We start from the raw sequence: 23,543 nt of genomic DNA on the forward strand, positions 1-23,543 counted from the left end.
CCCCGCGCCGTTCCTCCCCGTCTTGCCCCCCAGCCGAACCCATGTCCGCCCTGCCCCCCACCGATCTCGACTACCGCGAATCCGAAACGCGCGGCAGCCGCCCGCAGTCCCGCGTGAGCGAACTCGTCTCGCCCTACTGGCGCTCGTCCGAGGCGCCGCTGTCCGCCGCGATGGCGGCCGTCATCATCGGCCTGAGCTTTACCGGCGTCTATATCGGCGTCTGGAGCAATCAGTGGTCGGGCCGCTTCTACGATGCGATCGGCGCGGCCCGCTTCGCCACCATCCCGCACCTGCTGTTGAGCTTTCTCGGCGTGGTGCTGGTGGCCGCCACGCTGGTGCTGATCGGGTACGTGCTGCACGAACTGCTGGTGCTGCGCTGGCGCACCTGGCTCACGCGCCATCTGATCGACGCCTGGACAGCCCGCGACAGCTATTTCCGCATCGAACGCGACAAGCTGTTCGACAACGCCGACCAGCGGATCGCCGAGGACGTGCGCCTGTTCGTCTCCACCACCCTGCGGCTGAGTTTCTCGATCATCAGCGTGCCGGTGTCGGCGTTCACGTTCAGCGTGGTGCTGTGGCGGCTGACCGGCACGTACACGCTGCATGCGGGCGGCACCACGCTGTCGATTCCCGGCTACATGGTGTTCGCGGTGTTCGCCTATACCGGCGCCACGCTGCTGATCACGCATGTGACCGGGCGCAGGCTGATGTTCCTGAACGCGCACCAGCAACGCGTCGAGGCCGACTTCCGCGCCATGATGCTGCAGATTCGCGACGGCGCCGAGCAGGTGGCGTTCTATGACGGCGCGGCCACCGAGGCCACCCGGCTCAAGCGCAGCTTCGCGCTGGTGCGCGGCAATGCGCTCGACATCATCCGCGTGACCTCGATGGTGATGTTCTCGACCCAGGTGCCGGGACAGATCAGCAGCATCCTGCCCGCCCTGCTCGCGCTGCCGCAAATGGCCGCGCACGGGCTGACGGTGGGTTGGCTGATGCGCGTGTCGTCGGCGTTCGGTTCGGTGGCGGGCACGCTGGCCTTTTTCCCGCAGTGCTACCAGGAGTTCGCCACGTTGCGCGCGGTCACGCGCCGGCTGCTGACCCTGCTCGACGCGACTCATGCGCAGGCCGCTTCACTGCCCGCTTCACTGCCCGCTTCGCCGGCCGCGCCCGGTGAAGCAACCGCGCCGCGGCTCACGCTGCGCCGTCACGACGGCCCCGGCATCGCGGTCGGCGCGCTGCGCCTGACCGATCAGCACGGCGCGACGTTGGCCGGCACGCCGGCATTCGCGATTGCCGCCGGCAGCCATCATCTGATTCGCGGCCGTTCCGGCAGCGGCAAAAGCACCCTGCTGCGGGCGATGGCGGGAATCTGGCCGTACGGCGAGGGGCAACTGTCGATGCCGCCGCGCGAGGCGCTGATGTTCGTGCCGCAGCGCAGCTATATCGCCACCGGTTCGTTGCGCGACGCGCTGGCCTATCCGCTGACCGGCGACACGCTCGATGCGGCGCGCGCCGACGCGGTGCTGCGCCGTTGCGGGCTGGCGCACTATGCCGATTCGCTCGACGTGGTGGACCGCTGGGCGCACCGCCTGTCGGGCGGCGAGCAGCAGCGGCTTGCGTTCGCTCGCATCCTGCTCCAGCGGCCGACCTATCTGTTCCTCGACGAAGCCACCAGCGCGCTCGACGAGGCCTCCGAGCGCACGCTGTACCGCACCGTGCTCGACGCGCTGCCCCACGCAACCGTGATCAGCGTCGCGCATCGGCCCGGCGTCGCGGCCTTCCACGAGCATGTGATCGAACTCGGCGTGCACGCCGCGGCGAAACGCGAGACGATCGACGAAGGCTGATCGCCGCGTGCTCGCAGCCGAGCGATCGCACGAGCCGCTGCACACGACACAACGGCCCCCCGCGACCTGAATCGCGAGGGGCCGTTTTTGTCGACGCGAGGCTCAGGATGCTCAGGCCGTGCCGCCCACCGTCATCTCGTCGATCCGCAGCGTGGGCTGACCGACGCCCACCGGCACGCTCTGGCCGGCCTTGCCGCACACGCCCATCGCGGTGTCGAGCGCGAGGTCGTTGCCGATCAGCCGCACCTGCTTCAACGATTCCGGCCCGTTGCCGAGCACGGTAGCGCCACGTATCGGCGCACCGAGCCGCCCATCCTCGATCAGGAAGGCTTCCGAAGCGGAGAACACGAAGCGCCCGCTGGTGATGTCCACCGAGCCGCCGCCGAGATGCGCCACGTAGATGCCACGCTTGACCGAGCGCACGATCTCCTCGGGGTCGCGCTCGCCCGCGCGCATGTAGGTATTGGTCATGCGCGGCATCGGCAGCGACTGATACGACTCGCGGCGACCGTTGCCGGTGGAGGTGGTGCCCATCAGGCGCGCATTGGTCTCGTCGTGGATATAGGCGCGCAGGATGCCGTCCTCGATCAAGGTGGTGCAGCGCCCCGGCGTGCCCTCGTCGTCCACCGACACCGAGCCGCGGCTGCCGGGCACGGTGCCGTCGTCCACGATGGTGACGCCGGGCGCGGCCACCCGCTCGCCGATCCGCCCCGCGAACGCCGAGGCGCCGCGCCGGTTGAAATCGCCTTCGAGGCCGTGGCCCACCGCTTCGTGCAGCAACACGCCGTTCCAGCCCGGGCCGATCACCACGCTCATCACGCCGGCCGGCGCGGCGCGCGCGTCGAGCTTGCCCAGCGCAGCCTCCACCGCCTCGCGCGCGGCCGCGCGGATCGCCGGGTCGCTGAACATCGCGTAGCCGGCCCGGCCGCCCAGCGTGCGCGAAGCGCTTTCGCGCGCGCCACCGCGCAGCACCTGCACGTTGATGTCGAGCCGCACCAGGGGCCGCACGTCCACCGCGTGGCGGCCGTCGCTGCGCGCGATCACCACCAGTTGGTGGGTGGCCGACAGGCTCGCCTCGACTTCGGCCACGCTCGAGTCGCAAGCGCGCGCGTGGCGGTCCACGCGTTCGAGCAGTGCGATCTTGGCCGCCGAGTCGAGCGTGCCGAGCGGATCGTCCGCCGGGTAATAGCGTGTCGGCTCGGCGCGGTTCGCCACCGCAATCGCGCGAGCCGGCGCGCCGCCCTGCGCGGTGGCGCCGGAGACGATGCCGGCCGCGCGGCGCAGCGCTTCGGCATCGACGCGCTGCGAGGTGGACAGCACCGCTTGCTCGCCATGCACCGCGCGCAGGCCGAAGCCGGTTTCGGCGTGATAGACGCCGCGCTTGACGGCGCTCTTTTCGAGCGCCCAGTGTTCGGACACCGACGCTTGCACGAACAGGTCGGCGAAATCGGCATGCGCGCCCATCGCCTGCGACACGCAGCCGAACAGGCCACCGAGATCGAGGCCCTGCGCGGCCAGCAGGGCATGGGCGGCCGCCTCGGGGGTCACGGGGGCCGTGCGGGAAGAAGCAACGGTATCGGGCATGGTGATGGGTTCGGAGGAGGAAAGTGAGGAGAAGGTCATGTCAGGCACCGCCCACGCGCATGGCGTCGATCAACCAGGAGCCGGTGGTGACGTTGCCGCGCGTCAGGGCATCGGCGCCGACCGCCACCAGGCCACACGCCATCGCCAGCAGATTCGAGGCCACCGTCACGCCCGCCACCGGATGGCGGATCTCGCCGCCCTCGACCCAGAAGCCATGCACCGCGCGTGAGAAATCGCCCGTCAGCGGATTGACGCCCTGCCCCGTCATGCCGCACACCACCAGCCCCGTGCCGAGCCGCGCGAGCATCGCCGGCCAGTCGTCCCCGGCGCGGGTCAGGCTGCTGGACAGACGCAGGTTGGTCGGGCCGATGCAGTGGTCGGCGAGCGCCACGCCGAGCCGGCGGCTGCCGTACAGATCGACGAAATAGGCGTCGAGCACGCCGTCGCGCACCACCGTGCGTGCACGCGTGGCGAGGCCGGCGCCATCCCAGGCACGGCTCCCGATGCCACGCACCACGAACGGATCGTCGTCGAGGCGCACGTGCGGCGCGAACAACGGCTTGCCGAGCGCGCCGCCGAGGAACGAGCGGTGCAGGTACAGCCGCCCCGCCGTCGCGGCCGACAGGTAATCGCCCAGCAGCCCGATCGCGCTCGATGGATCGAACAGCACCGGGCAGGTCCGGGTCGGCACCGGCTTCGCGCCGAGCCGGGCCAGCGCGCGCTCGGCGGCATGGCGGCCGAGCGCTTCCGGATCGCTCAGATCGGTCGCGCGGCGGCAGGTGTCCCACCATCCGTCCACCTGCTTCTGGCCGTCGTGGATCGCCACCGGCGAACAGGCCAGCGAATGCGAGGTCGAGCTGCCGGCCAGCGCCAACCCGTCGCTGTTGGCCAACCAGTGGCGGGTACGCGCGCTCGACACCGAAGCGCCCTCGGTTTGCGGCACGCGCGGGTCCACTGCCAGCGCCGCGGCTTCGATGCGCGAGGCCAGCGTCACCGCATCGTGCAGGCTCAAATCCCAGGGGTGATCGAGATCGAGCGCGTCGGCGCTCGACGGCGCGGCGACATCGGCACTCGACGGTAGGCCGACGCAAGCGTCCTCGGCGGTGATCGCCGCGATCTCCAGGCCACGAGCGATCAGCGCCTGCAGCGCCGGGCCGGACAGGTCCGACGACGCCACGGTGGCGCAACGCTGGCCGCGATACAGCGTGACCGAGATGCCGTGCGCATGACGGAACGCACGCTCGTCGGGCTTGCCGCCGCGTACGGTGACGGACAGCGATTCGCTGTCGTTGACACGCACTTCGGCCGCGCTCGCGCCGGCCGCCAGGGCGAGCGCGAGCACATGTTCGGCGGCGTGTTCGGGTGGCACCGTGGCCTGGGCGGCCACAGTGTCGGGCGGGGCATGGTCTGACATACGGAAGCTCCGGAGTACGAACGATATAAGGGAGCACACCGGGCCGCGAACAGCCGGCACGGCGTGCGCGCACGAAGGCCCGCTCCGGCACGCGAAGGCGCGGCAGCGCAAGGCGGAGCCGTCGGGCAATGCGGGAAAATCAGTGCGACGCGGCGGCCGGCGAGGACGTGGCCGGGGCAACCGGCGGATCGGTCACGAAGTTGATGCGCGACAGGCCGCCGGCCTGCACGCTCGCCAGCAGCTTGGCCACCCGCCCGTAGGGCACGGCTTCGTCGGCGTAGACGTTGACGGCCGGCGGCGGCGCACCGCCCGCACCGGCGGCGCCGGCGGCGCCGGCCGCTGCGGCGGCGATCCGTGCGGCCAGGTCGGCAGCATCCACCGGCGTGCGGTTCCACAGCACCGTGCCGTCTGCCGTGATCGACACGTCGATGTCCTTTGGCGAGGGGTCGGCGGCCTGCGCGGTGGCCTTCGGCAACGCCACCTTCACGGCCTGGTTCATTACCGGCAGCGTGATGATGAACACGATCAGCAGCACCAGCATCACATCGATCAGCGGCGTCATGTTGATGTCGTTGACGAAGCCGTCGTCGGCACCCGAAGCGGAGGGATCGTTGAGGATCGACATGGCCGCGCCTCAGGCACCGAGCCGGGCGGCCCGGCTATCGAGGCGGTCCTGCTGCTTGCGGTGCCCCGTGACGTAGAACACGTTGAGCTGGTGCGAAAAACGCAGCAGCTTCTGCCCGACGTTCTTGTTGCCGCGCGCCACGAAGTTGTAGCCGAGCACCGAGGGAATCGCCACGAACAGGCCGACCGCCGTGGTGATCAGCGCCTCGCCCACCGGTCCGGCCACATGGTCGAGGCTGGCCTGCCCGGAGGCACCGATCGCCACCAGCGCGTGATAGATGCCCCACACGGTGCCGAACAGCCCCACGAACGGCGAGGTGCTGCCGATCGAGGCGAGCACCGCCAGGCCGCTTTGCAGGTGCGCCACCTGTTCGTCGAGCGCGTTGCGCACGCAGTAGGCGATCCACTCGCCGCCGCCCAGGCCGTCCTCCAGCAGCGGCTGATGCTTCTGCTCGCTGGCCTCGCGCGCGGCCAGCGCGAGCTGGCGGTACGGATTGTCGTGCGTGCTGCGCTCCAGCGTCTCGATGCCCTCGTCGATCGAGCGCGCGGCCCAGAAGCGCGTGTGCGCGGCCAGGCCCAGGCGCGCGAGGCGCCGGTTCGCCAGCCCCTTCACGATCATCACCGCCCACGACACCACCGACATGCCGCCGAGAAAGATCAGAATGAAGCGGGTGATCAGATCACCCTGTTGCCAGACGTTGGCAAGCCCGTAATGTTCCATGTGCGACTCCAGAAGGCGGACGACGTTCAGTCATCCAGATGAAAGGCGATCGGCTGGCTCGCTTCGACCTGACGCGGCATGCCGTTCTCGAGATAGGGCTGGCAGCGGCCGGCCTGCAGCGCTTCGACCGCGGCATCGTCGAGCGCCGGGTAGCCGCTGGAACGGCTCACCAGCGCGCGGGCGACATGGCCGTCGGCGGCCACCGTCACGCGCAGCGTCACCACGCCGGCCTGGCCCAGCCGCCTGGCCTTGGCCGGATAGACCGGCGCCGGAATCCGGCAACCGAGTCGGGCCATGTCGCCGCTGCTGATCTGCTTGGTGTCGAGGCTCGGGCGGCTGGCGCCCGGCGCGGGCGGATGCGTCGCGTCGTTCGAGGGTGTCGCCGCCGTGGCCGCCGTGGCCGGGGTGGCCGGAGTAGCCGATGCAGCGGGCTGCACCGGTGCGGACGTGGTGACCGATGGCGGCGGAGCCGCAGCGGCAGGCGGCGCGCGGCGCGCCACCTCGCGCGTGGACGGCGCCTCGGTGTTCAGCACCGGCGGCGCCTTGGCGTGCGCCGGTGCCTTGCGCGGCGTCGCCACCGGACGTGACACGGGCACCGGCGCTGGCGGTGCGGGCGATACCGGTGCAGCGGCGGCCGGGCGGCTGACCAGTTGCACCGCGATCGACCGGCCGCCGCTCGCGGCCGACGCCGACGATTCGAGCTCGATGCGGGTGTGGTGCACCAGCAGCCAGATCAGCAGCCCATGCGCAGCGATCACCAACGCGATCACCGCGTCGCGCGGCTTCGGCCCCGGCAGCGCGCGCGGGATGGCGCGCCCGGCCTGGCGAGGCGAAGTGGCCAGCGTCATGCCGGCACCCCGCTGCTGTATACCAGCGGCAACGCCGTGGTGGATTTGATGGTTTCCATCGAGAAGCTCGAACTGACGTCGTGCAGTTCGACGATGCCGATCAGCCGTTTGTAGACGGCATCGTAGGCCGCGATGTTCGGCACCACCACCTTGAGCAGGTAATCGACCTGGCCGCTCATGCGGTGCACCTCCACCACTTCCGGAATCTCCACCACCGCGTCGCGAAACGCCTTGAGCCAGGCAGTGCCGTGATGCGCGGTGCGAATCAGCACAATCACCGTCACGGCCAGGTTGAGCTTGGCCGCGTCGAGCAGCACCACGCGGCGGCGGATCACGCCGTCCTGCTCGAGGCGCTGGATGCGCCGCCAGCATGGCGTGGTCGACAGGCTCACGCGCTCCGCGATCTCGGCCACCGAACAGGTGCCGTCTTCCTGCAGGATTTCCAGTATGTGTCGATCGGTTCGGTCTATCACGATGTCCTCCGCCGCGCGCGGCTCCGGGATGGGCGCGCGGGGATCGCGGCGCGCCTTCACCGGGTATGTCGAACGAGGCGAACCAAAGTGATACCGTCAGACGAAAAAAAATTCCGCGAATCGGCCCGCGCGGCGCATGCAGACGCGCCGCTTGCGGCAAATACGCAACGGCCAATGCGCGAGCAATGGAATTTCATGCTCGACAAGCAACGATTTGCCGGCAAAAAGGGCATGCCATATCTTGACGACGCGCGAATCGCGCAAAGCCACACAGCAATCGGCCCGTCAAAAATACGGCGCGCTAAGATCGGCTCGCATCGTCAGGCCACGGGCGGCCGTCGCACGATGCGTCCGGCCAGGCGTCCCGACGATCCCCGAGTGGAGATGCGCGATGAATCCGCAGACTGATAACGAACGCAGGAATCCTTATTTCGACAGGCGAGCCGGCGTCCTTATACTGCGTCGTCGCGCGGATCGGCGGCGTGCGACGCACGCAACGCCGTCACGAAATTGCGCAACGACTTGCCGTGTATTTTTTTGCTCACGGTAAAGTAATGACGAACTGCAGGATCGGAACGGTTACGGTATGGACGCGATAGTCTCAGACGCGGTAGCACTGCAGGCGCCCTGCGCGAGCGCGGACGAGCCTCGAAACGCCAGCGCCGCCGAAGCCGGCGATCTCGCGTACCGCAACCAGTTTCTCGCCGCCGAGTTCGCGCACAGCTATCGCTGGCTCAAGCAGACGCTGCGCCGCCAGGTGCGCTGCCCCTCGGAAGCCGAGGACGTGGCCTCGTCGGCCTTCGTCGAATTGGCCACGCTGCCCGATGTGCGCGCGGTGCGCGACCCGCGTGCGCTGCTCACCACCATCTCGCGACGCCTGGTGTTCGACATGTGGCGCCGCCGCGATCTGGAAACCGCCTATCTGGCCGCACTGGCCGCCGCCGACGAACCCAGCACGCCCTCGCCCGAATCGGTGCTCGAGGTGGTGCAGACCCTCGTCAACGTCGATCGCCTGTTGCGCGGCCTGTCGCGCAAGGCACGCCAGGCGTTCCTGTACAGCCAGTTGGACGGGCTGACCTACCGCGAGATCGCCGAGCTGCTCGGCGTGTCCGCCAGCATGGTGCGCAAGTACATCGCGCAAGCGCTGGCGTGCATCCTGGCCGCCTGAAGCCACTGATTCGCATTCCATAACGACACGATCAACCCGCCCCCTTGAACGATCCCGTCAAGTCCGCCATTGCCTGGGAAGTGCTGTTGCGCTCCGGCGAAGCCACCGCCACCGAACGCGCGCATTTCGACAGCTGGCGCCAGGCCAGCGCTGCCAACGAATCGGCGTGGCAATCGCTGCAGCGCAAGCTCGGGCCGTTCCGGCAACTCGCGGACGGTGGTGCGCACGCGAGCCGCGATGCGCTGCTGCATGCGGACCTGCCGCGCCGGCGCGCATTGAAGACCGGCCTGAAGACGGGCCTCGGCCTGACCTTGCTCGGCGCGTTCGGCTATCGCTCGCTGCATTCGCTCGGCTACGACGCAACCTTCCGCACCGGCATCGGCGAACAGCGCACCATCGCGCTCGGGCCGGATGCCAACGCGCGGCTCGACGCCGGCAGTTCGCTGTATCGCGTCGGCGCCTCGGCCGGCGACGCCTGGCGGCTCGACGCCGGCTGCGTGCTGGTGGACGCGGCCTTGCGGGCCGACGACGCCACGCTGGTCACCGCCACCGCGCATGGTTCGTTCGCGCTGCGGCGCGGCCGCTACAGCCTCGGCGTGTTCGACGATCACTCGATGCTGGCGGTGGCGCAAGGCGAAGGCACACTTGCGCTGCGCGATGGCAGCCGACATGTGTTGCGCGCGGGGCAGACGCTGCGCTTCTCCGGCGAGCGGCTGCGCGAGGCGCGCGAATCGGTGGCGATGGCACTGGCCTGGACCGGCTCGATGCTGATGGCCTCCGACCAGGCGGTGGGCGACGTGCTCAGCGTGTTGCGTCGCTACCGCACCGGTGTGATTCGCGCCAGCGAGGCGGCTGCGCGACGGCGCGTGAGCGGCGTGTTCAACCTGCGCGATCCCGACGGCGTACTGCGCCAATTGGCCGAAGCGCTGCCGCTGCGCATCGACATGTACGGCGACTACCTCGTGCTGATCCGCGAAGCGTGAACCCGCCTCCTCTCGTCGCCGTCGGCACGCGCCGGGCTGGAGCCGGCTTCGTGCTGGACCGCGCCGCGCTGGCGGCGCTGCCCGATGCGTCGAAGCCAGGGCTGGTGGAGCAGATCTTCACGGCAGTGCAGCGCGCGATCCGCGCCCGGCAGCTCGCCGAAGGCGCGCGCCTGCCATCGCTGCGCGAGGTGGCGGCAAATTGCGGCGTCAGCCGCGACACGGCCGCGCGCGCCTACGACCGGCTGGTCGCGCACGGCTACCTGACCACGCGGCGCGGCGCGGGCTTCTACGTGCGCGCGGGCGCCGGCAACGCGGCAGGCACGAGCGGCGCAGAAGCGCCGGGTTCGCAACGTGCGCCCCCCGCTGCCGCCATTCGGCGCGGCCTGCCGCTGCCCGCCTCGATCGACTGGCGGCAACGCCTGCTCGACCCGCAAGTGCCGCTCGCGAGCCGGCTCGGTGCCGGCGAGCTGCCGGCCGCCTGGATCAATACGCCGGCCGTGGCGGACGCGTTTCGCGGCGTGGCGCGCGGCAACCTCGACTGGGTTCACGATCACGGCGAGCCGCAGGGTTACCTGCCGCTACGCGCGCAGATCGCGCTGCGGCTCGATGCGCTCGGCATCGGCACGACGCCGGCCCGGATCGCCACCACGGTGGGCGCCACCGACGCGCTGAACCTGATCGTGATGGCCTATCTGCGCACGCCGGGAGAGCCGGTGCTGGTGGACGACCCCGCATCGTATCTGCTGCTGGACCGCCTGATGGCGTCCGGCCTGAATGCCGTGCCGGTGCCGCGCGACACCGACGGCCCCGACCCGGAGGCCCTGCGCGACGCCTGCGAGCGCACCGGTGCACGCATGTACATCTGCAACACCGGCCTGCACAACCCGACATCGGGCGGGCTGTCGACGCACCGCGCGTTCCGTGTGTTGCAGCTCGCCGAACGGTACGACCTCACGGTGGTGGAGGACGACTGCTACGCCGACCTGCTGCCTGCCATCGGCCCGCTGCCGCAGACGCGGCTGGCGGCACTCGATCAGTTGCGGCGCGTGATCTATGTGGGCAGCTTCTCGAAGACGCTCGGCGCCGGGCTGCGAGTCGGCTATATCGCGGCGGATGCCGAACGCATCGCCTGGCTGTCGCGCTACAAGTCGGTCAGCCGCGCCTCGAACGGCAGCCTGTCGGAGCGGATCGTCTATCGGCTGCTGTCGGAAGGCGCGTATCGCCATCATTGCGAGCAATTGCGGGCCCGGCTGGATGCGGCGCGACCGGTGCTGCGGCAGGCGCTCGACGCGCTCGGCATCGAGGTCGCGCATCGCGCGGAGCAGGGCATGTATCTGTGGGGACGGCTGCCCGGCGCCGCGCCCGACGCCAGCCAGATTGCCACCGCGCTGCTGGCGCAGGGGCATCTGTGCGCGCCGGGCGCGATGTTCTCGCATCAGCGCGAGGCGGCCGCCTTCATGCGCTTCAACGTCGCCTCGGCCGGCGACGTTCAGGCATGGCGCGCGCTCGCTCAGGCATTGGCCGGCGCGGCGTAGCGCGCGAGCAGCGCCAGCAGGCGCTCGACTGCCCAGCGGGTGGCCTCGCGCACGCCGCTGCGCCCCACCTTCATGCGCTCGCGCAGGCGCGCCTCGTCCGCTGGCGCCTCGATCGCGTAGATCTCGAACACGGTGCGCGTGTCGTCCGGCTTGTCGGCCAGGTGGCGTTGATAAATGTCGTCGAGCGCGGCCTTCACACGGGTGTCGTCGTCCTCGGTCCAACCGAACGCGCGCAAGGCCTGCAGGTCGCACACGCCGGTCAAGGCCCGCAAGGTATCGATCAGCGCCGCCGGCGACGCCTCCGGGTCCCAGCCAGCGGCTTCCACGCCAGCCGCGATCGCCGCGACGAAGCCCTCGCCCGGCGTCGCGTCGGTCAATTCGACCGCCGCGCGCCGCAGCGCTTTCCACGCGGCCGGCGAAACCGTGTCGCCGTTTGCCCGGGCCGCGTGCGCGGCGGCGACCTCGCCGAGCAAGTGCGCCAGGCGCGGGGCCTGTCCGGCCGGTAACGCTTCAACCAGCCGGGCCAACAATGCGCCCATCATTTCGCTGCCCAGCGCACTCAGATCGGCACCCACCGGCACCGCCTCGAACAGCGTTTTGGCGATATCGACGGCGGCTTCGCGCGAAGCCTGCATGGCGCTCAGGTGATCGATCGCCAGCGCGAGCCAGGCAGGCAGGCCAAGCACGCGCGGGTACGCGTCTAGGTCGGCATCGCACAATACGCAGCCGGCGGCGCTGCCACCATCGCCGTGCCAGGCGAACGGGCCGGGACGCAAAGCGCCGGACTCGGCACCGGCCGCGAGGCGTTCGAGCGCAACAGCCTTCAGCGCCGCGTCGTCGTGATAGGCGCGCATCATCGTGCACCCTCCAGCGCTTCGAGGTGCGCGTCGACAAACACTTCGAGGCGAGTGCGCGATTGCACACCGACCACGCGCGCGAGCTCACGGCCGTTCGCGAACAGCAGCAGCGAGGGCAGGCCGCGCACCGAATGCTCGCTCATGGTCTGCTTGTTTTCGTCGGCATTGATCTTGACGACAGCGAGGCGGCCCGCATAGGCGGAGGCCAGTTCCGCGAGCACCGGGGCGAGCATCTTGCAGGGGCCGCACCAGTCGGCCCAGAAGTCGACGAGCACCGGAATCGGCGATTGAAGGACGGCTTGCGCGAAGCTGTCGTCCGTGACGGGCGGCGTGAGCGTGGTCATGTTGGGGCTCGCAGAAAGCGGACCCGCGCACGCACGGCGGCATGCCCGCGTGGCGCGATCCGGAGTGCCGCCGCGACACGCGGCGACGGGAAAGGCAGCTTAATGCCGTGCGTTCCCGCGGATCACGCCAGTGACGCGATGGGTTGGCCGACTGTCATGACGGGCTGGGCATGACAGTCGGGGGGATGTCGGTTCGACAACGAGCGATGTGCTTCATCGGCATCGTGACGATGCGATCCAAGCCCCGCTACGATTCACCGCCCGGCAGCAGCCACCGGCCCCAACGTGCGCCGAACCTTCTCGACATCCTGCGCGCTGACGGCACCCGCATGATTGGACCACGCACCACGCACGAAGCTCGCGAGTTGCGCCGCTTCGTCGTCGCTCAGGCGAGCGGCGAAGCCCGGCATCGGCAGGACCGACGGCGCCTTCTGCGTGGAAGGGGTGCTCGCGCCGGCCAGGATCACGTGGATCAGGCCGGTCGGGTCCGCTGCATTGACCACGGTCGCACCGTCGAGATGAGGGAACACGCGTGGCGCGCCCCGGCCGTTTACGAAGTGACAGGCGCTGCAGTTGTCGATATACAGGCGCTCGCCGAGCGTCAGATTTTGCGCCGCGGTCAACTTCGCGGTCGTCGCGTCGGCGCCGCTCGCGCCGATCGCCGCACCTTGAACCCCGGCGCCATCCTTTGCCTGCAGCGTCTTGAGATAGGCCGCGATATCGGAGAGGTCCGCGTCACTCAGATGCGACGTGCTGTTCTCCACCACCGAGGTCATCTCGCCCGCCACGGCCGCGCGGGCATTGCGTCCGGTCTGAAGATAGTCGACCACATCCTGCTGGCTCCACTGGGGCATGCCGCGCAGCGACGGCACGTTCCAGCCGTTGAGCTTGCCACCGGACAGAAAGCGGGCGTCGCTGCCGTCGAGGGCTCTCTCGTTCATCGCCACGCCACGCGGCGTGTGGCAACTGCCGCAGTGTCCCAGGCTTTCCACGAGATAAGCGCCGTGTCGCACCTGCTCGCTCACTCCATCCGGCGCGGTGAACGGCTTGTCGGAGGTGAATGCCCAGTTCCAGAGCGCCATGCCCCAGCGCTGGTTGAACGGGAAGCTCAAGCGGGTGATGGGCGCGGCATCATCACTCGGTGCCACACCGTGCATGAAGTACGCGTAGAGCGCATGAACGTCGCTGTCCGTGATTTTCGCGTAGGACGGATACGGCATCGCGGGATACAGATGCGAGCCGTCGGCGCGAATGCCATGACGCAACGCCGTGGCAAATTGCTGCTCGGTGTAGTCGCCGATCCCGCTCTTCTTGCTGGGGGTGATGTTGGTCGAATAGATCGTGCCGAGGTCGCTCAGAATCGGCAACCCGCCCGAATACGGCGCGCGGCCCTTGACGGTATGACAGGCCATGCAATCGCCGGCACGCGCCAGATATGCACCTTGCTTGATCAGGTCCGCATCGGCGGAACCGGCCGGCTGCGCCTGCGCCGAGGTGGCGCCGAATGCGGCGGCAGCCAGCGCCGCCGCAATGAAAGTCTTGAATGAGGTCATGGCGTTCATGCTTGGACGAGCGGGCCCGGATTCTTGAGGTACTGCTCCTTGATCGCACGCGCGGCAAACAACGTGATCGCCCCGATCGTCGCGGTCGGATTCGCCTGGAAGTTTTGCGGGAACGCATTGCCGCCCGGCACGAACACGTTGTGCACGTCCCAGCTTTGCAGGTAGCGGTTCAGCGCGCTGGTTTCCGGCGAATCGCCCATCACCGCGCCACCCACGTTGTGCGTCGACACGTATTTGGTGATGTCCCAATGCGAATCCATCGCCAGAAAGCTCTCGCTGTAGCTGTCGGGATTCAGCTCTTGCGTGAGGTTCAGGACGATCTTGCGCAGATACTGCTGAAGCTTCAGTTCGTTCTGCTTCCAGTCGAACGTGATGCGAAGCAGCGGCTGCCCCCAGGGGTCCTTGTACGTCGGGTCGAGATCGACGTAGTGATCGCGGTACGACATGCAGCTCGTCGTGATGCTGATTCGCATCGAGTGGCCATACCAGTCCTGCATCCCTTCCTTCCAGCCCTTGCCCCACGATGGCGTGCCATGCGGCAGCGCGGTGCCGATGGGCGCGCCCGTCGATTGCGCGCTCTGGATCTTCGCGCCACCCAGAATGCCGAGCGACGGGCCGTCGAAGTTGCCGGGCGAAATATCGTTGAACAGTTGCCCGGTCGCACCGGCGGTCGCGAACGGATTGAAATGCTTGTCCTTGAAGAACAGGCTGGCTCCCCCGTTGCTGAGGAATGCGTAGTTACGCCCGACGACGCCTTTGCCACTGACCGGGTCATAGGGCTTGCCGATCCCGGAAAGCAGCATGAGACGAACGTTGACGAACTGGAAGCCGGCCAACACGACGATCTTCGCCGGCTGGAACACTTCGTTGCCGTGGGCGTCGGCATAGGTCACGCCCTTGGCGGTCTTGCCATCCGCATGCAGTTCCACGCGCAGCACGTTCGCATTCACGCGGTAGGAGAAGTTCGGCATGCGCTTGAGCGCATCGAGCACGGCCGTTTGCGGCGATGCCTTGGAGAAGTTGAGGCACGGGTACTTGCTGCAATAACCGCAGTAGTTGCACGGTGCGATCTGGTTGCCGTACGGGTTGGTCCACGCGCGCGAGACATTGGCGGACGGGTTCGAGAACGGGTGATAACCGAGCTTGCGCGCGGCGTCCGAGAACATCGTGTTGTTCAGCGTATCTTCGAGCGGCGGCAGCGGCACCGGGTTGGAGCGCGGCCCCTCGAACGGATCGCCGCCTTCCTGAAGCTTGCCGCGAAGGTTGCCGGTGACGCCCGACATGCCGCACACCTTTTCGAAGAAGTCGTAGTGCGGCTCGATCTCGTCCCAGGAAAACGGGAAATCCTGCACCTGCATGCCGTCTTCGAGCTGGCCTTTCTTGTACGCCTGGTCGGCATACGTCTTGAGCTTGAGGTCGGTGGGTGTCGGGCGAATCAGCACACCGGTCCAGTGCAGGCCCGAACCGCCCACGCCCGTTCCCGGCACGAAGGCGCCCCACTTGCGGGTGGGCAATGCGGTGTCGTTGGTGCTGTGGCGCACGGTCAGGGCGCCGTCTCGCGGCGTCACCATGATCTTGTTTCGCACGCCATAGGCATACTGGTCCGCCGGCTTGGGGTAGGCAAAATCCGCGTTACTGCGATCTTCTCCGCGCTCCAGCGCCCGGACCTTCAGCCCCGCCTGGGCAAGCTCGATGCTCATGAGCGAGCCGGCCCAGCCGAGCCCGACGACGACAACGTCGACGGCATCATTAGTGATCTTTGCCACGGTGTTCCTCGTTGAATTCTGCGTCGATGGCGCATCGCTGCGCCGTATCAAAAGTGCCGCTCAAGCCCGCTGGCCGTTCAGACTCACCGGCCCGAGCGGATACTTGACGTTGTGCTGCGACACCCATTCGAGAAAGCTGGCGCGTGCGCCGGGAAAACCGATGGCAATCCATGCCTTCATGCCCTTGTTGCCGCCGTACATCGGATCGGACAGGTAACCGTTCTTTGAATCCGCAAGCATCTGCCCGAAGAATTGCCCGGCCGTGAGCGCGGGTTCGCCGTCGTCGGAAAATGCCACCTGCGAGGCGGCCAAGGCCGCCATCACGGTGTCCTGAGCGGCCGTGTCGAGCTCGTGGAAGCGCTTGTGCAAGGTTCGGCGGCAATAGCTGTCGGTCAGGGCGATGCCGCGCCGGTAGATCTCCTGCGGCGTATATGGCAACTGATAACCGAGCTCCTTGGGGGCGTGCGTGTTGAACGGCCCTTGCAGATAGATTTCTGCGCCCAGGTCGCCGTGCAGTTGCTGATCGATAAAGATCGGCACATTGGTTTCGAGCGCGCCGGGGCCACGCCCATCCGCGGGGATCAGCCGGTCGCACGCCGAGAGCAGGAAAGACCACTCGTCGGCAGAGAGAAACTCGGGGTGATAGGCGGCGAGATCGGGGGCCGCCATGTCGGCGGCATCCGCAGCACTCAGCGTATTGACGAGCACGCCCAGCGTGGGCAACGCCAGCACGGCGCCTAGCAGGAATTTGCGTCTAGAGATCGGGACGTCTGATGACATGTGAGGAAATTTTCTGGTATCGACGATGGAAAGCATCCGCACAATCTCTAATTGACAATGGCGATCGATGCTTCTATTCGGACAGAAACGTAACACACACTAATATTCAGGTAAACAGATGTCACACATCGTACAAATAGACGATGCGGCTGTTGGGTCGGCTTGCTCGAGTGGGGTAGCCCTGCTGCAACACCGTTTCGGCCTCGCTGCCGGAGGACGACCCGTAAAACTGTTGTGTGGAGTTTTCGGCGTGCAGGGGGAACACAGGCGCGGCTGAATGCAAAGCGCATGGTTCGGGTGATGCGCATGCGGCGCCTCGGCCGCTGCGTCGTCACGGAGCAAAGGTCACCGTCGGGTCAAGCTTCTTCGATGCTCGATGGATTCAGCGTGACGCGGGCAGCGCCAGATCCCCTGCCTTGCCGTCGGGAATTCGGCGATCGTCCGATGCGACCGGCGTCGTCAATACACGCCAGGCTCACCCGCCGGACGATTCTTGAACCGTCGATGCACCCAATAGTATTGATCCGGAAACCGCACGATCTGTGCTTCGAGAAAGGCATTCATCTGCCGCGCGTCGATCAATGCGTTATCGGTCGGATAGCCCTCCAGCGCTTCGAAGATCGTCAGCTTGTAGCCGCGAAAATCCGGCAGCACTTCCGTGACGAACGGAACGACGCGTGCGCCGCTCAACTTCGCCAGGCGCGACACCGACGTCAAGGTGCAAGCCTGAACGCCGAATAGCGGCGCAAACACCGAGCCGGCGAGGCCGTGGTCCATATCCGCCGCGAGCATCACCGGCGTTCCGGCACGCAGCAGTTTGACGAGCTGTTTCGCGCTGACGCTGCGTTCGATCATCTCGGCGCCGAAGCGTCCGCGCTGACGTTTGGCGAGATCGCACACGCGACGGTTCGACATGCGCGTGTAAAGCGCCGCGACAGGCAGCGACGACGAATAAAGCATGCAACCCACCTCGATGCCGACGAAGTGGAAGCCCATGAAAATCGTGGGCGGCGCATTCGGGTCATGGAGATCGATATGGCTGTCCAACACGACCAGGCGCTGGATCGATCGCGCGCTGCCGAACCATTGGAATCCGCGCTCCAGGTAACTGCGCACGACATGCTCGAAATGCATGCGCGCCAGCAGTTCGCGCTCTTCGTCGGTTTTCAGCGGAAAGCAGAGGAGCAGGTTGACCCGCACGACGTGTCTGCGCCGGCTCGGAATGCGATAAAGCACGGTACCAAGCCCGCTGCCGATTCTCGCGACCAACGCATACGGAAGGACGGACAGGAGCCGCAGCAGGCCGAGCATCAGCCAGTACCCCAAAGCATTCATGATGGACTTCCGTTTTTGGAGGGGTCGGGCGTCTCGCCTCGAAGCGCCGCAGGTTGTCAAGGCGGCTTGGTAAAACAGGACATCGCCACCGCCGGAAGATACATCGATGGCTTTCCCCACCACATTACTGAGCATTACTGATCATGACGAACCCTGCGACACGGAACGCTCGATCCGCATCATATAGGTCTTGTGTGCGCGATACGTATCTACATTGTGACTTTTTGCTCCGCGGGCATCGGCGGATTCGTCAGATGTTCGCGATGCACCTCCGATCGGCCTCGGAAAATTAGGAAACCTTAATCCTCGATAGTCGGCGCAGACAGCACGGCCACGATAACGAACCTCGACTTACCCGCCACTGACTCGCGCAACACCGTCTGCCGCGCAGACCGGGCGGCCCGCCCCCACCGGGCCCTTGTCGAGCAACGGGTTCGCGACTTTGACCTCCCCCGCCCCCTCCGGAACTAGAATTCCTGTTTAGTCGGGCGCAACACGATCTCGTTGATATCGACGTCGTTCGGTTGCTCGATCGCAAACGCGATGGCCCGCGCCACCGATGAGGCGGGGATCGCCTGCCGATAGAAATCGAGCACGGTATCGCGTGCGCCACCCGAGGTGCTGTGCTTCAGTTCGCTGTCAACGGCGCCCGGCTCGATCGATGTCACGCGGATATGTTCGCCAACCTCCTGGCGTAAACCCTCCGAGATGGCGCGCACGGCGAACTTGGTCCCCGAATAGACGGTGCCCCCCGGCGCGAACACCTTGATGCCGGCCACCGAACTCAAATTGATGATGTGGCCGCCCTGCTGTGCGATGAATCGCGGCAATACCGACGCGATGCCGTACAGCGTGCCCTTCACATTGACATCGATCATCGCATCCCATTCGTCGGTGTTGACCTCGGACATCGGTCGAATGGGCATGATGCCGGCGTTGTTGATCAGGACGTCGAGGCGACCGAAATCGGCGACGACGCCGGCCACCACCGCTTCCACCTGCTGCTTGTCCGTCACGTCGAGCGCATAGGCGCGCACGGCATGTCCGGCCGCGCCGATCTCGGCGGCGATCGCGTCCAGCTTGTCCTTGCGTCGCGCCGCGATCGCCACCTTCGCCCCGAGTGCGGCCAGGTGGCGCGCCGTTTCCTCGCCGATGCCCGTGCTGCCGCCCGTAATCAGGACCACCTTGCCTTCGATGTTGTTGCTCATGGAATCACCTCTCAAATTCAATCGATCATCGTGATCGGTCGCGGCCCGCCCCGGGCCACGACCACTGCTTCATGCGGTTCAATCGCGGCTCGACTTACGCGGCACCGGGGTCGTTCACTCGCTCCCGGATCATCACGACGTAAGCGCGCATGGCGGCCCTCACTTGCGAATCAGAACGGTTTTCGGATTCGTGAACAGCAAACGCCCTTCGCTGCCGTGTTCCGTGCCCAGGCCCGACTGCTTCTGCCCACCGAACGGAATGTCGACGCCCTGCGTGTGAATTTCGTTGACCCACACCATGCCGGTCTCGAGGCGATGGGCCACCGCCGCGGCCGCGCGGGTGTCGCGCCCCCAGACCGATCCGCCGAGCCCATACGGGCTGTTGTTGGCGCGCTCGACCACGTCGTCCACGTCGTCGTAGGCGATGATCGGCACGATCGGCCCGAATTGCTCCTCCTGAACGATGCGCGAGGTTTCCGGCGGGTTGTCGACCACCGTCACGGGGATGAAGTAGCCGGGCCGCGACGCATCGACTTCGCCGCCGAGCACCACCTTCTGGCCGTTGGCCTTGATGTCGTCGAGGAAGGTCTTCACCTTGTCGAACTGCATCTTGTTCTGAACCGGGCCGACCGTCACGGCGGGATCGAGCCCGTCGCCCATCTTCTGCTGCTTCGCATACTCGACGAACGCCGCGACGAAATCGGCATGGAACGAACTGTGGACGTAGAGCCGCTTGATGCCGACGCACCACTGGCCGGAATTGCCGACGGCGCCCCAGAACAGTTGCGGGATGATCGAGCGATAGTCGGCATCGGGCAGCACGATGGCCGCGTCGTTGCCGCCCAGCTCCAGCGTCACGCGCTTGATGGTGCCGGCGGCGGAACGCAGCACGTGCTTGCCGGTTTCCGTCGATCCGGTGAAGCTGATTTTCGCGATGTCGGCGTGGCCCGTCAGTTGCGGCCCCAGCTCGTTGCCGCCGGACACGACGGAGAGCACGCCGGCCGGCAATACCGTCTGCGCGATCTCGCCGAAACGCAGCGTCGACAGCGGCGTGAACGGCGACGGCTTGATCACCATCGTGTTGCCCGTGATCAGTGCCGGCGCCACCTTCCACAACGCCAGCAGGACCGGGAAATTCCACGGCGTGATCGCGCCGATCACGCCGAGCGGCGTGTGATGGAGTTCGACGACGTGCGTATCGGTCTCCTCGACGATCTCGACCGGAATCCGGCGCGCCGCGATCTGGCGAATCCACGAAATCGACTGATCGACCTCGGGTTCGGCCATCGTCGCGAGCGGCTTGCCCTGTTCCTGCGTGAGCAGGCGCGCCAGTTCGTCGCGATGCGCCTCCAGCGCGTCGGCATACGCGTTCAGGTACGCCTGCCGCTCCTCGTAGCGCAAGGCGGACCACGTCTTGAACGCGGTTTTCGCCGCGGCGATGGCCTCTTCCATGTGCTCCGGCGTGGCAGCCGGCGCTCGCGCCAGGACCGCGCCGGTGGCGGGATTCATGACATCGAAAAACGAGGTCGCGGCAACCTGCCTGCCTGCGATGCTCAGGGTGTAGGGGCCATCGAACATGGCGTGGGACCGATTGACTTGCGTGGTGGTGGACATGGGGTTCTCCAGGTTTCGGTTGGGTTGGCTTGCGCCTGCGTTCAGCGCGCGAGTTCCGCCATCAGGCGAGCGGCGGCCTCGGCGGACGACGCCGGGTTCTGGCCGGTAATCAGCAGGCCGTCCGCTACCACGTACGAGCCCCAATCCGCGCCCTTCGAATACACGCCGCCGTTGGCCTTCAACATGTCCTCCACCAGGAACGGCACCACATCGGTCAGCCCGACGCCGTCTTCCTCGGTGTTGGCGAAGCCCGTCACCTGCAGGCCTGCGACGACGGGGCGTCCGTCCGGCGACTTGACGTCACGCAGCACACCCGGCGCATGGCAGACCAGCGCCACCGGTTTGTTGGCGGCGAGGAACGCCTCGATCAATGCGATGGAATGCGCGTCCTCGGCGAGGTCCCACAGCGGGCCGTGGCCGCCGGGATAAAACACCGTGTCGAAGTCCGACTCGGACACGCTGTCCAGACGCACGGTGGCGGCGAGTTGCGCGTTGGCGGCGGCATCGGCCTCGAAACGATGGGTCAGGCTGGTTTGAAAGGCCGGTTCGTTGCTTTTCGGGTCCAGCGGAGGCTGACCGCCCTTCGGCGACGCCAGGACGATTTCCGCGCCGGCGTCCTTGAATGCGTAGTAAGGCGCGGCCAGTTCCTCGAGCCAGAAGCCCGTCTTCTTGCCGGTGTTGCCCAGTTCGTCGTGAGAGGTCAAAACCATCAGCACTTTCATTTCGCTGCTCCTGTCGAAAACGACTGCGTCATTAAGTAGACCAGTCGTCTAGTTTCAATGTAAAAAAAAGCGTGCTCGCTGTTCCTGCCGTGCCGGCACAAGCAACGACGCACGTGCACGATCGCTTCACAAGCCAACCGTGGGTGTTCCATGTCGGCCACTATAGCCACGATTAGACCAGTCGTCTACAACTTTCTCGAACGACGCCGACCGGTTCTCCTCGGCTTACCGTGCGCGACCCGCGTCGCGCGCCGCCTGCTCGATGACGTTCGCGACTTGCGCGGGATGCGCGATAAACGCCACGTGACCGCCATGGATTTCCGTCACCGTGCTGCCCGCGCGCTGCGCCATGAATCGCTCCAGGTCGGGATTGACCGTCCGGTCCTCCTTGGAGACCACGGCCCAGCTCGGCTTCGACTTCCACGCGGCTTGCGTCACCGGGGCATTGGCGGTCTGCACCGCGGGAAGGACCTGCGAGATCGCCATGAAGCTGGCGGCCGCGGGCGGAACGCCGGCCGCGAAATCGGCCGCAAAGCTGGCTTGGTCGAAGTACAGATGGCCGTCCTTCGTGAGCTTGATGCCCTTGGTGGCAGGCGGCATCTTCTCGGCGAGGTCTCGCAGGGTTTCGCCGACGTCCGGTTCGAACGCGGCCACGTACACCAGCCCCGCGACCTTCGGATCGTCCCCCGCCTGCGTGATCACCATGCCGCCATAGCTGTGCCCCACCACGATGCTCGGCCCATCCGTCGCGTCGATCGCATTGCGGGCCGCCTTCACGTCGTCCTCGAACGAAGTTTCCGGCTGCTGCACGACCGAGACCTTGAAGCCGTCGCGCGTCAGGATATCCGCGACGCCCTGCCAGCCGGAACCATCGGCGAAGAAGCCGTGAACGAGCACGACGTTCTTGACGGGTTCCGCGACAGCCGCGTGGCTTGCCGTCAACGCGGCAGCGAGTGCAACACCGGATGCAAATCGGTTCATCGAAAACATGATTCAGACTCCTTAAGGAAAAGTCACTACGAGGTAAAAAAGGTGCTCGGTATCGCGTTCAAGCCTTCATCGCGGGCCAGTCCGAATAGCCGGTCGCGTCGCCGCCATACCAGTACTGCTTCGGTGCTTCCGCGAGCGGCGCCCCACTGGCAAGCCGGCCAACCAGATCCGGATTCGCGATGAACGGCCGGCCGATGCTGAACAGATCCGCATCGCCCGCTGCCAGCGTGGTTTCCGCCAGATTCAGCGTGTACTGGTTGTTGGCGATGTAGGCGCCCTTGAAGCGCTTGCGCAACGCGGTGAAGCTCATGCCGTCGGACGCCTCGCGGCTCAGTTGCGTGACGCCTTCGATATCGTGGATGTAGAGCAAACCAAGCTGCGACAGGGCATCGACGAAGGCCCCGAAGGTGTCGGCCGAGTTGCTGTCGAGCGGCGTATCGCCGGGCGCGGTCGTGACGGGCGAGATGCGGATGCCAACCCGTTCCGCGCCCCATACGTCGACCACGGCGCGCACCACGTCGAGCGGAAAGCGCAGGCGGTTTTCGAGCGAGCCGCCGTACGCGTCGGTGCGGTGATTGGTGCTGTCTCGAATGAACTGCTCCAGCAGATAGTTGTTCGCCGCATGCACTTCCACGCCGTCGAAGCCCGCCCGCTTGGCGTTTTCCGCGGCGCGCCGGTAATCGTCCACGATCGGCGCAATCTCGCTCGTTTCGAGCGCGCGCGGCGTCACGAAATCCTTCATGCCGTCATGCACGCGGATCTGGCCCGCCGGCTTGATGGCCGACGGTGCCACCGGCAGGCCGCCATCGTGCATGTCGGGGTGGGACATGCGCCCCGTGTGCCACAGCTGCAGGAAGATTTTCCCGTCCTGGCGATGCACGGCATCGGTCACGCGCTTCCAGCCGGCAATCTGGGGTTCCGTCCAGATGCCGGGGGTGCGCGGATAGCCGCGCGCCTGCGCCGAGATATTGGTCGCTTCGGTGATGATCAGGCCGGCGTTGGCGCGTTGCGCGTAGTAGTCGGCGGCATAGTCGGGCGGCACGCCCGCGTCGTCCGAGCGGCTGCGTGTCATCGGCGCCATCACGATGCGGTTCTTGAGCGACAGGCCGCCGATCGTCACCGGTTGCAAGACGGGGCTGGTGGTGGAATGGGACATGATGTGGGC

General features: G+C 67.0%; 22 protein-coding genes. 5 read left to right on the forward strand and 17 right to left on the reverse strand.

Translation table 11 applies throughout. From position 1 onward, the window contains the following. Positions 1-41 precede the first annotated feature (41 nt). Positions 42-1,850 carry an ABC transporter ATP-binding protein/permease gene (locus tag ACYP33_RS00995; RefSeq protein WP_459619133.1) on the forward strand — a complete coding sequence of 603 codons (1,809 nt, stop codon included), beginning with the start codon at positions 42-44 and terminating at the stop codon, positions 1,848-1,850. 111 nt (positions 1,851-1,961) lie between these two features. On the opposite strand, the gene tldD is transcribed toward ACYP33_RS00995, so the two are convergent. From tldD to ACYP33_RS01025, 6 genes are all read right to left on the reverse strand, one after another. After that, positions 1,962-3,434, reverse strand: coding sequence for a metalloprotease TldD (gene tldD / locus ACYP33_RS01000; protein ID WP_459619166.1), 1,473 nt, complete (start codon positions 3,432-3,434; stop codon positions 1,962-1,964). Positions 3,435-3,474: 40 nt separating this feature from the next. Then, positions 3,475-4,848, reverse strand: a complete 1,374-nt coding sequence (locus ACYP33_RS01005; protein WP_459619135.1) for a TldD/PmbA family protein — start codon at positions 4,846-4,848, stop codon at positions 3,475-3,477. Between the two features lie 139 nt (positions 4,849-4,987). After that, entirely contained in the window at positions 4,988-5,473 is a 486-nt protein-coding gene (locus ACYP33_RS01010; protein ID WP_459619137.1) for an ExbD/TolR family protein, read from the reverse strand. A 9-nt stretch (positions 5,474-5,482) separates the two neighbouring features. Continuing rightward, positions 5,483-6,193: a MotA/TolQ/ExbB proton channel family protein gene (locus ACYP33_RS01015; protein WP_414440732.1), complete on the reverse strand. Its 711-nt coding sequence runs from the start codon at positions 6,191-6,193 to the stop codon at positions 5,483-5,485. 26 nt (positions 6,194-6,219) lie between these two features. Beyond that, on the reverse strand, positions 6,220-7,041 hold the full coding sequence (locus ACYP33_RS01020) for an energy transducer TonB (RefSeq protein WP_459619139.1): 822 nt from the start codon (positions 7,039-7,041) through the stop codon (positions 6,220-6,222). Next, positions 7,038-7,511, reverse strand: a complete 474-nt coding sequence (locus tag ACYP33_RS01025; RefSeq protein ID WP_414442043.1) for an Lrp/AsnC family transcriptional regulator — start codon at positions 7,509-7,511, stop codon at positions 7,038-7,040. The genes ACYP33_RS01020 and ACYP33_RS01025 overlap by 4 nt, the downstream gene beginning before the upstream one ends. A 90-nt stretch (positions 7,512-7,601) precedes the next feature. On the opposite strand from ACYP33_RS01025, the gene ACYP33_RS01030 reads away from it, so the two are divergent. The 4 genes from ACYP33_RS01030 (at position 7,602) to ACYP33_RS01045 (ending at position 11,200) form a co-directional block, all read left to right on the forward strand. Continuing rightward, positions 7,602-7,922, forward strand: coding sequence for a hypothetical protein (locus tag ACYP33_RS01030; protein WP_459619141.1), 321 nt, complete (start codon positions 7,602-7,604; stop codon positions 7,920-7,922). 178 nt (positions 7,923-8,100) lie between these two features. After that, a complete protein-coding gene (locus tag ACYP33_RS01035; RefSeq protein ID WP_414440729.1) occupies positions 8,101-8,682 on the forward strand; it encodes a sigma-70 family RNA polymerase sigma factor in 582 nt (193 codons plus the stop codon). Between the two features lie 44 nt (positions 8,683-8,726). After that, on the forward strand, positions 8,727-9,665 hold the full coding sequence (locus ACYP33_RS01040; RefSeq protein WP_414440728.1) for a DUF4880 domain-containing protein: 939 nt from the start codon (positions 8,727-8,729) through the stop codon (positions 9,663-9,665). After that, positions 9,662-11,200 (forward strand): aminotransferase-like domain-containing protein, encoded by a 1,539-nt coding sequence (locus tag ACYP33_RS01045; protein WP_459619144.1) that lies wholly within the window; start codon positions 9,662-9,664, stop codon positions 11,198-11,200. The genes ACYP33_RS01040 and ACYP33_RS01045 overlap by 4 nt, the downstream gene beginning before the upstream one ends. On the opposite strand, the gene ACYP33_RS01050 is transcribed toward ACYP33_RS01045, so the two are convergent. The 11 genes from ACYP33_RS01050 to ACYP33_RS01100 all read right to left on the reverse strand — a co-directional run bounded on the left by ACYP33_RS01050 (position 11,176) and on the right by ACYP33_RS01100 (position 23,534). Further along, a complete protein-coding gene (locus tag ACYP33_RS01050; RefSeq protein WP_459619146.1) occupies positions 11,176-12,057 on the reverse strand; it encodes a hypothetical protein in 882 nt (293 codons plus the stop codon). The genes ACYP33_RS01045 and ACYP33_RS01050 overlap by 25 nt on opposite strands. Further along, on the reverse strand, positions 12,054-12,401 hold the full coding sequence (trxA, locus tag ACYP33_RS01055) for a thioredoxin (protein ID WP_414448641.1): 348 nt from the start codon (positions 12,399-12,401) through the stop codon (positions 12,054-12,056). Before trxA ends, ACYP33_RS01050 begins: the two co-directional genes overlap by 4 nt. A 254-nt stretch (positions 12,402-12,655) precedes the next feature. Next, positions 12,656-13,963 carry a c-type cytochrome gene (locus ACYP33_RS01060; RefSeq protein WP_459619148.1) on the reverse strand — a complete coding sequence of 436 codons (1,308 nt, stop codon included), beginning with the start codon at positions 13,961-13,963 and terminating at the stop codon, positions 12,656-12,658. Next, positions 13,960-15,729, reverse strand: a complete 1,770-nt coding sequence (locus tag ACYP33_RS01065) for a GMC family oxidoreductase (protein WP_414448643.1) — start codon at positions 15,727-15,729, stop codon at positions 13,960-13,962. Before ACYP33_RS01065 ends, ACYP33_RS01060 begins: the two co-directional genes overlap by 4 nt. 60 nt (positions 15,730-15,789) lie before the next feature. Then, a complete protein-coding gene (locus ACYP33_RS01070) occupies positions 15,790-16,545 on the reverse strand; it encodes a gluconate 2-dehydrogenase subunit 3 family protein (protein ID WP_459619150.1) in 756 nt (251 codons plus the stop codon). A 423-nt stretch (positions 16,546-16,968) separates the two neighbouring features. After that, complete coding sequence (locus ACYP33_RS01075; RefSeq protein WP_459619152.1) at positions 16,969-17,844, reverse strand: lipid A biosynthesis lauroyl acyltransferase; 876 nt, start codon at positions 17,842-17,844, stop codon at positions 16,969-16,971. A 467-nt stretch (positions 17,845-18,311) separates the two neighbouring features. Further along, positions 18,312-19,052 (reverse strand): SDR family oxidoreductase, encoded by a 741-nt coding sequence (locus ACYP33_RS01080; protein ID WP_414442042.1) that lies wholly within the window; start codon positions 19,050-19,052, stop codon positions 18,312-18,314. A gap of 159 nt (positions 19,053-19,211) precedes the next feature. After that, entirely contained in the window at positions 19,212-20,666 is a 1,455-nt protein-coding gene (locus ACYP33_RS01085; RefSeq protein ID WP_414448646.1) for an aldehyde dehydrogenase family protein, read from the reverse strand. A 41-nt stretch (positions 20,667-20,707) separates the two neighbouring features. Beyond that, positions 20,708-21,388: a type 1 glutamine amidotransferase domain-containing protein gene (locus ACYP33_RS01090; protein WP_459619155.1), complete on the reverse strand. Its 681-nt coding sequence runs from the start codon at positions 21,386-21,388 to the stop codon at positions 20,708-20,710. Positions 21,389-21,613: 225 nt separating this feature from the next. Next, entirely contained in the window at positions 21,614-22,369 is a 756-nt protein-coding gene (locus ACYP33_RS01095; protein ID WP_414442041.1) for an alpha/beta fold hydrolase, read from the reverse strand. A 67-nt stretch (positions 22,370-22,436) separates the two neighbouring features. Further along, positions 22,437-23,534: an alkene reductase gene (locus ACYP33_RS01100; RefSeq protein ID WP_414448648.1), complete on the reverse strand. Its 1,098-nt coding sequence runs from the start codon at positions 23,532-23,534 to the stop codon at positions 22,437-22,439. Between the last annotated feature and the right edge of the window lie 9 nt (positions 23,535-23,543).

Source organism: Burkholderia sp. 3C (assembly GCF_054589155.1).

Bases quoted from the DNA above. Each gene is read 5' to 3' on its own strand.
- ACYP33_RS01100 (WP_414448648.1), bottom strand. From the start codon at position 23,534: ATGTCCCATTCCACCACCAGCCCCGTCTTGCAACCGGTGACGATCGGC.
- ACYP33_RS01010 (WP_459619137.1), bottom strand. From the start codon at position 5,473: ATGTCGATCCTCAACGATCCCTCCGCTTCGGGTGCCGACGACGGCTTC.
- ACYP33_RS01085 (WP_414448646.1), bottom strand. From the start codon at position 20,666: ATGTCCACCACCACGCAAGTCAATCGGTCCCACGCCATGTTCGATGGC.
- tldD (WP_459619166.1), bottom strand. From the start codon at position 3,434: ATGCCCGATACCGTTGCTTCTTCCCGCACGGCCCCCGTGACCCCCGAG.
- ACYP33_RS01020 (WP_459619139.1), bottom strand. From the start codon at position 7,041: ATGACGCTGGCCACTTCGCCTCGCCAGGCCGGGCGCGCCATCCCGCGC.
- ACYP33_RS01050 (WP_459619146.1), bottom strand. From the start codon at position 12,057: ATGATGCGCGCCTATCACGACGACGCGGCGCTGAAGGCTGTTGCGCTC.
- ACYP33_RS01080 (WP_414442042.1), bottom strand. From the start codon at position 19,052: ATGAGCAACAACATCGAAGGCAAGGTGGTCCTGATTACGGGCGGCAGC.
- ACYP33_RS01095 (WP_414442041.1), bottom strand. From the start codon at position 22,369: ATGAACCGATTTGCATCCGGTGTTGCACTCGCTGCCGCGTTGACGGCA.
- trxA (WP_414448641.1), bottom strand. From the start codon at position 12,401: ATGACCACGCTCACGCCGCCCGTCACGGACGACAGCTTCGCGCAAGCC.
- ACYP33_RS00995 (WP_459619133.1), top strand. From the start codon at position 42: ATGTCCGCCCTGCCCCCCACCGATCTCGACTACCGCGAATCCGAAACG.
- ACYP33_RS01035 (WP_414440729.1), top strand. From the start codon at position 8,101: ATGGACGCGATAGTCTCAGACGCGGTAGCACTGCAGGCGCCCTGCGCG.
- ACYP33_RS01005 (WP_459619135.1), bottom strand. From the start codon at position 4,848: ATGTCAGACCATGCCCCGCCCGACACTGTGGCCGCCCAGGCCACGGTG.
- ACYP33_RS01060 (WP_459619148.1), bottom strand. From the start codon at position 13,963: ATGAACGCCATGACCTCATTCAAGACTTTCATTGCGGCGGCGCTGGCT.
- ACYP33_RS01070 (WP_459619150.1), bottom strand. From the start codon at position 16,545: ATGCTTTCCATCGTCGATACCAGAAAATTTCCTCACATGTCATCAGAC.
- ACYP33_RS01090 (WP_459619155.1), bottom strand. From the start codon at position 21,388: ATGAAAGTGCTGATGGTTTTGACCTCTCACGACGAACTGGGCAACACC.
- ACYP33_RS01075 (WP_459619152.1), bottom strand. From the start codon at position 17,844: ATGAATGCTTTGGGGTACTGGCTGATGCTCGGCCTGCTGCGGCTCCTG.
- ACYP33_RS01015 (WP_414440732.1), bottom strand. From the start codon at position 6,193: ATGGAACATTACGGGCTTGCCAACGTCTGGCAACAGGGTGATCTGATC.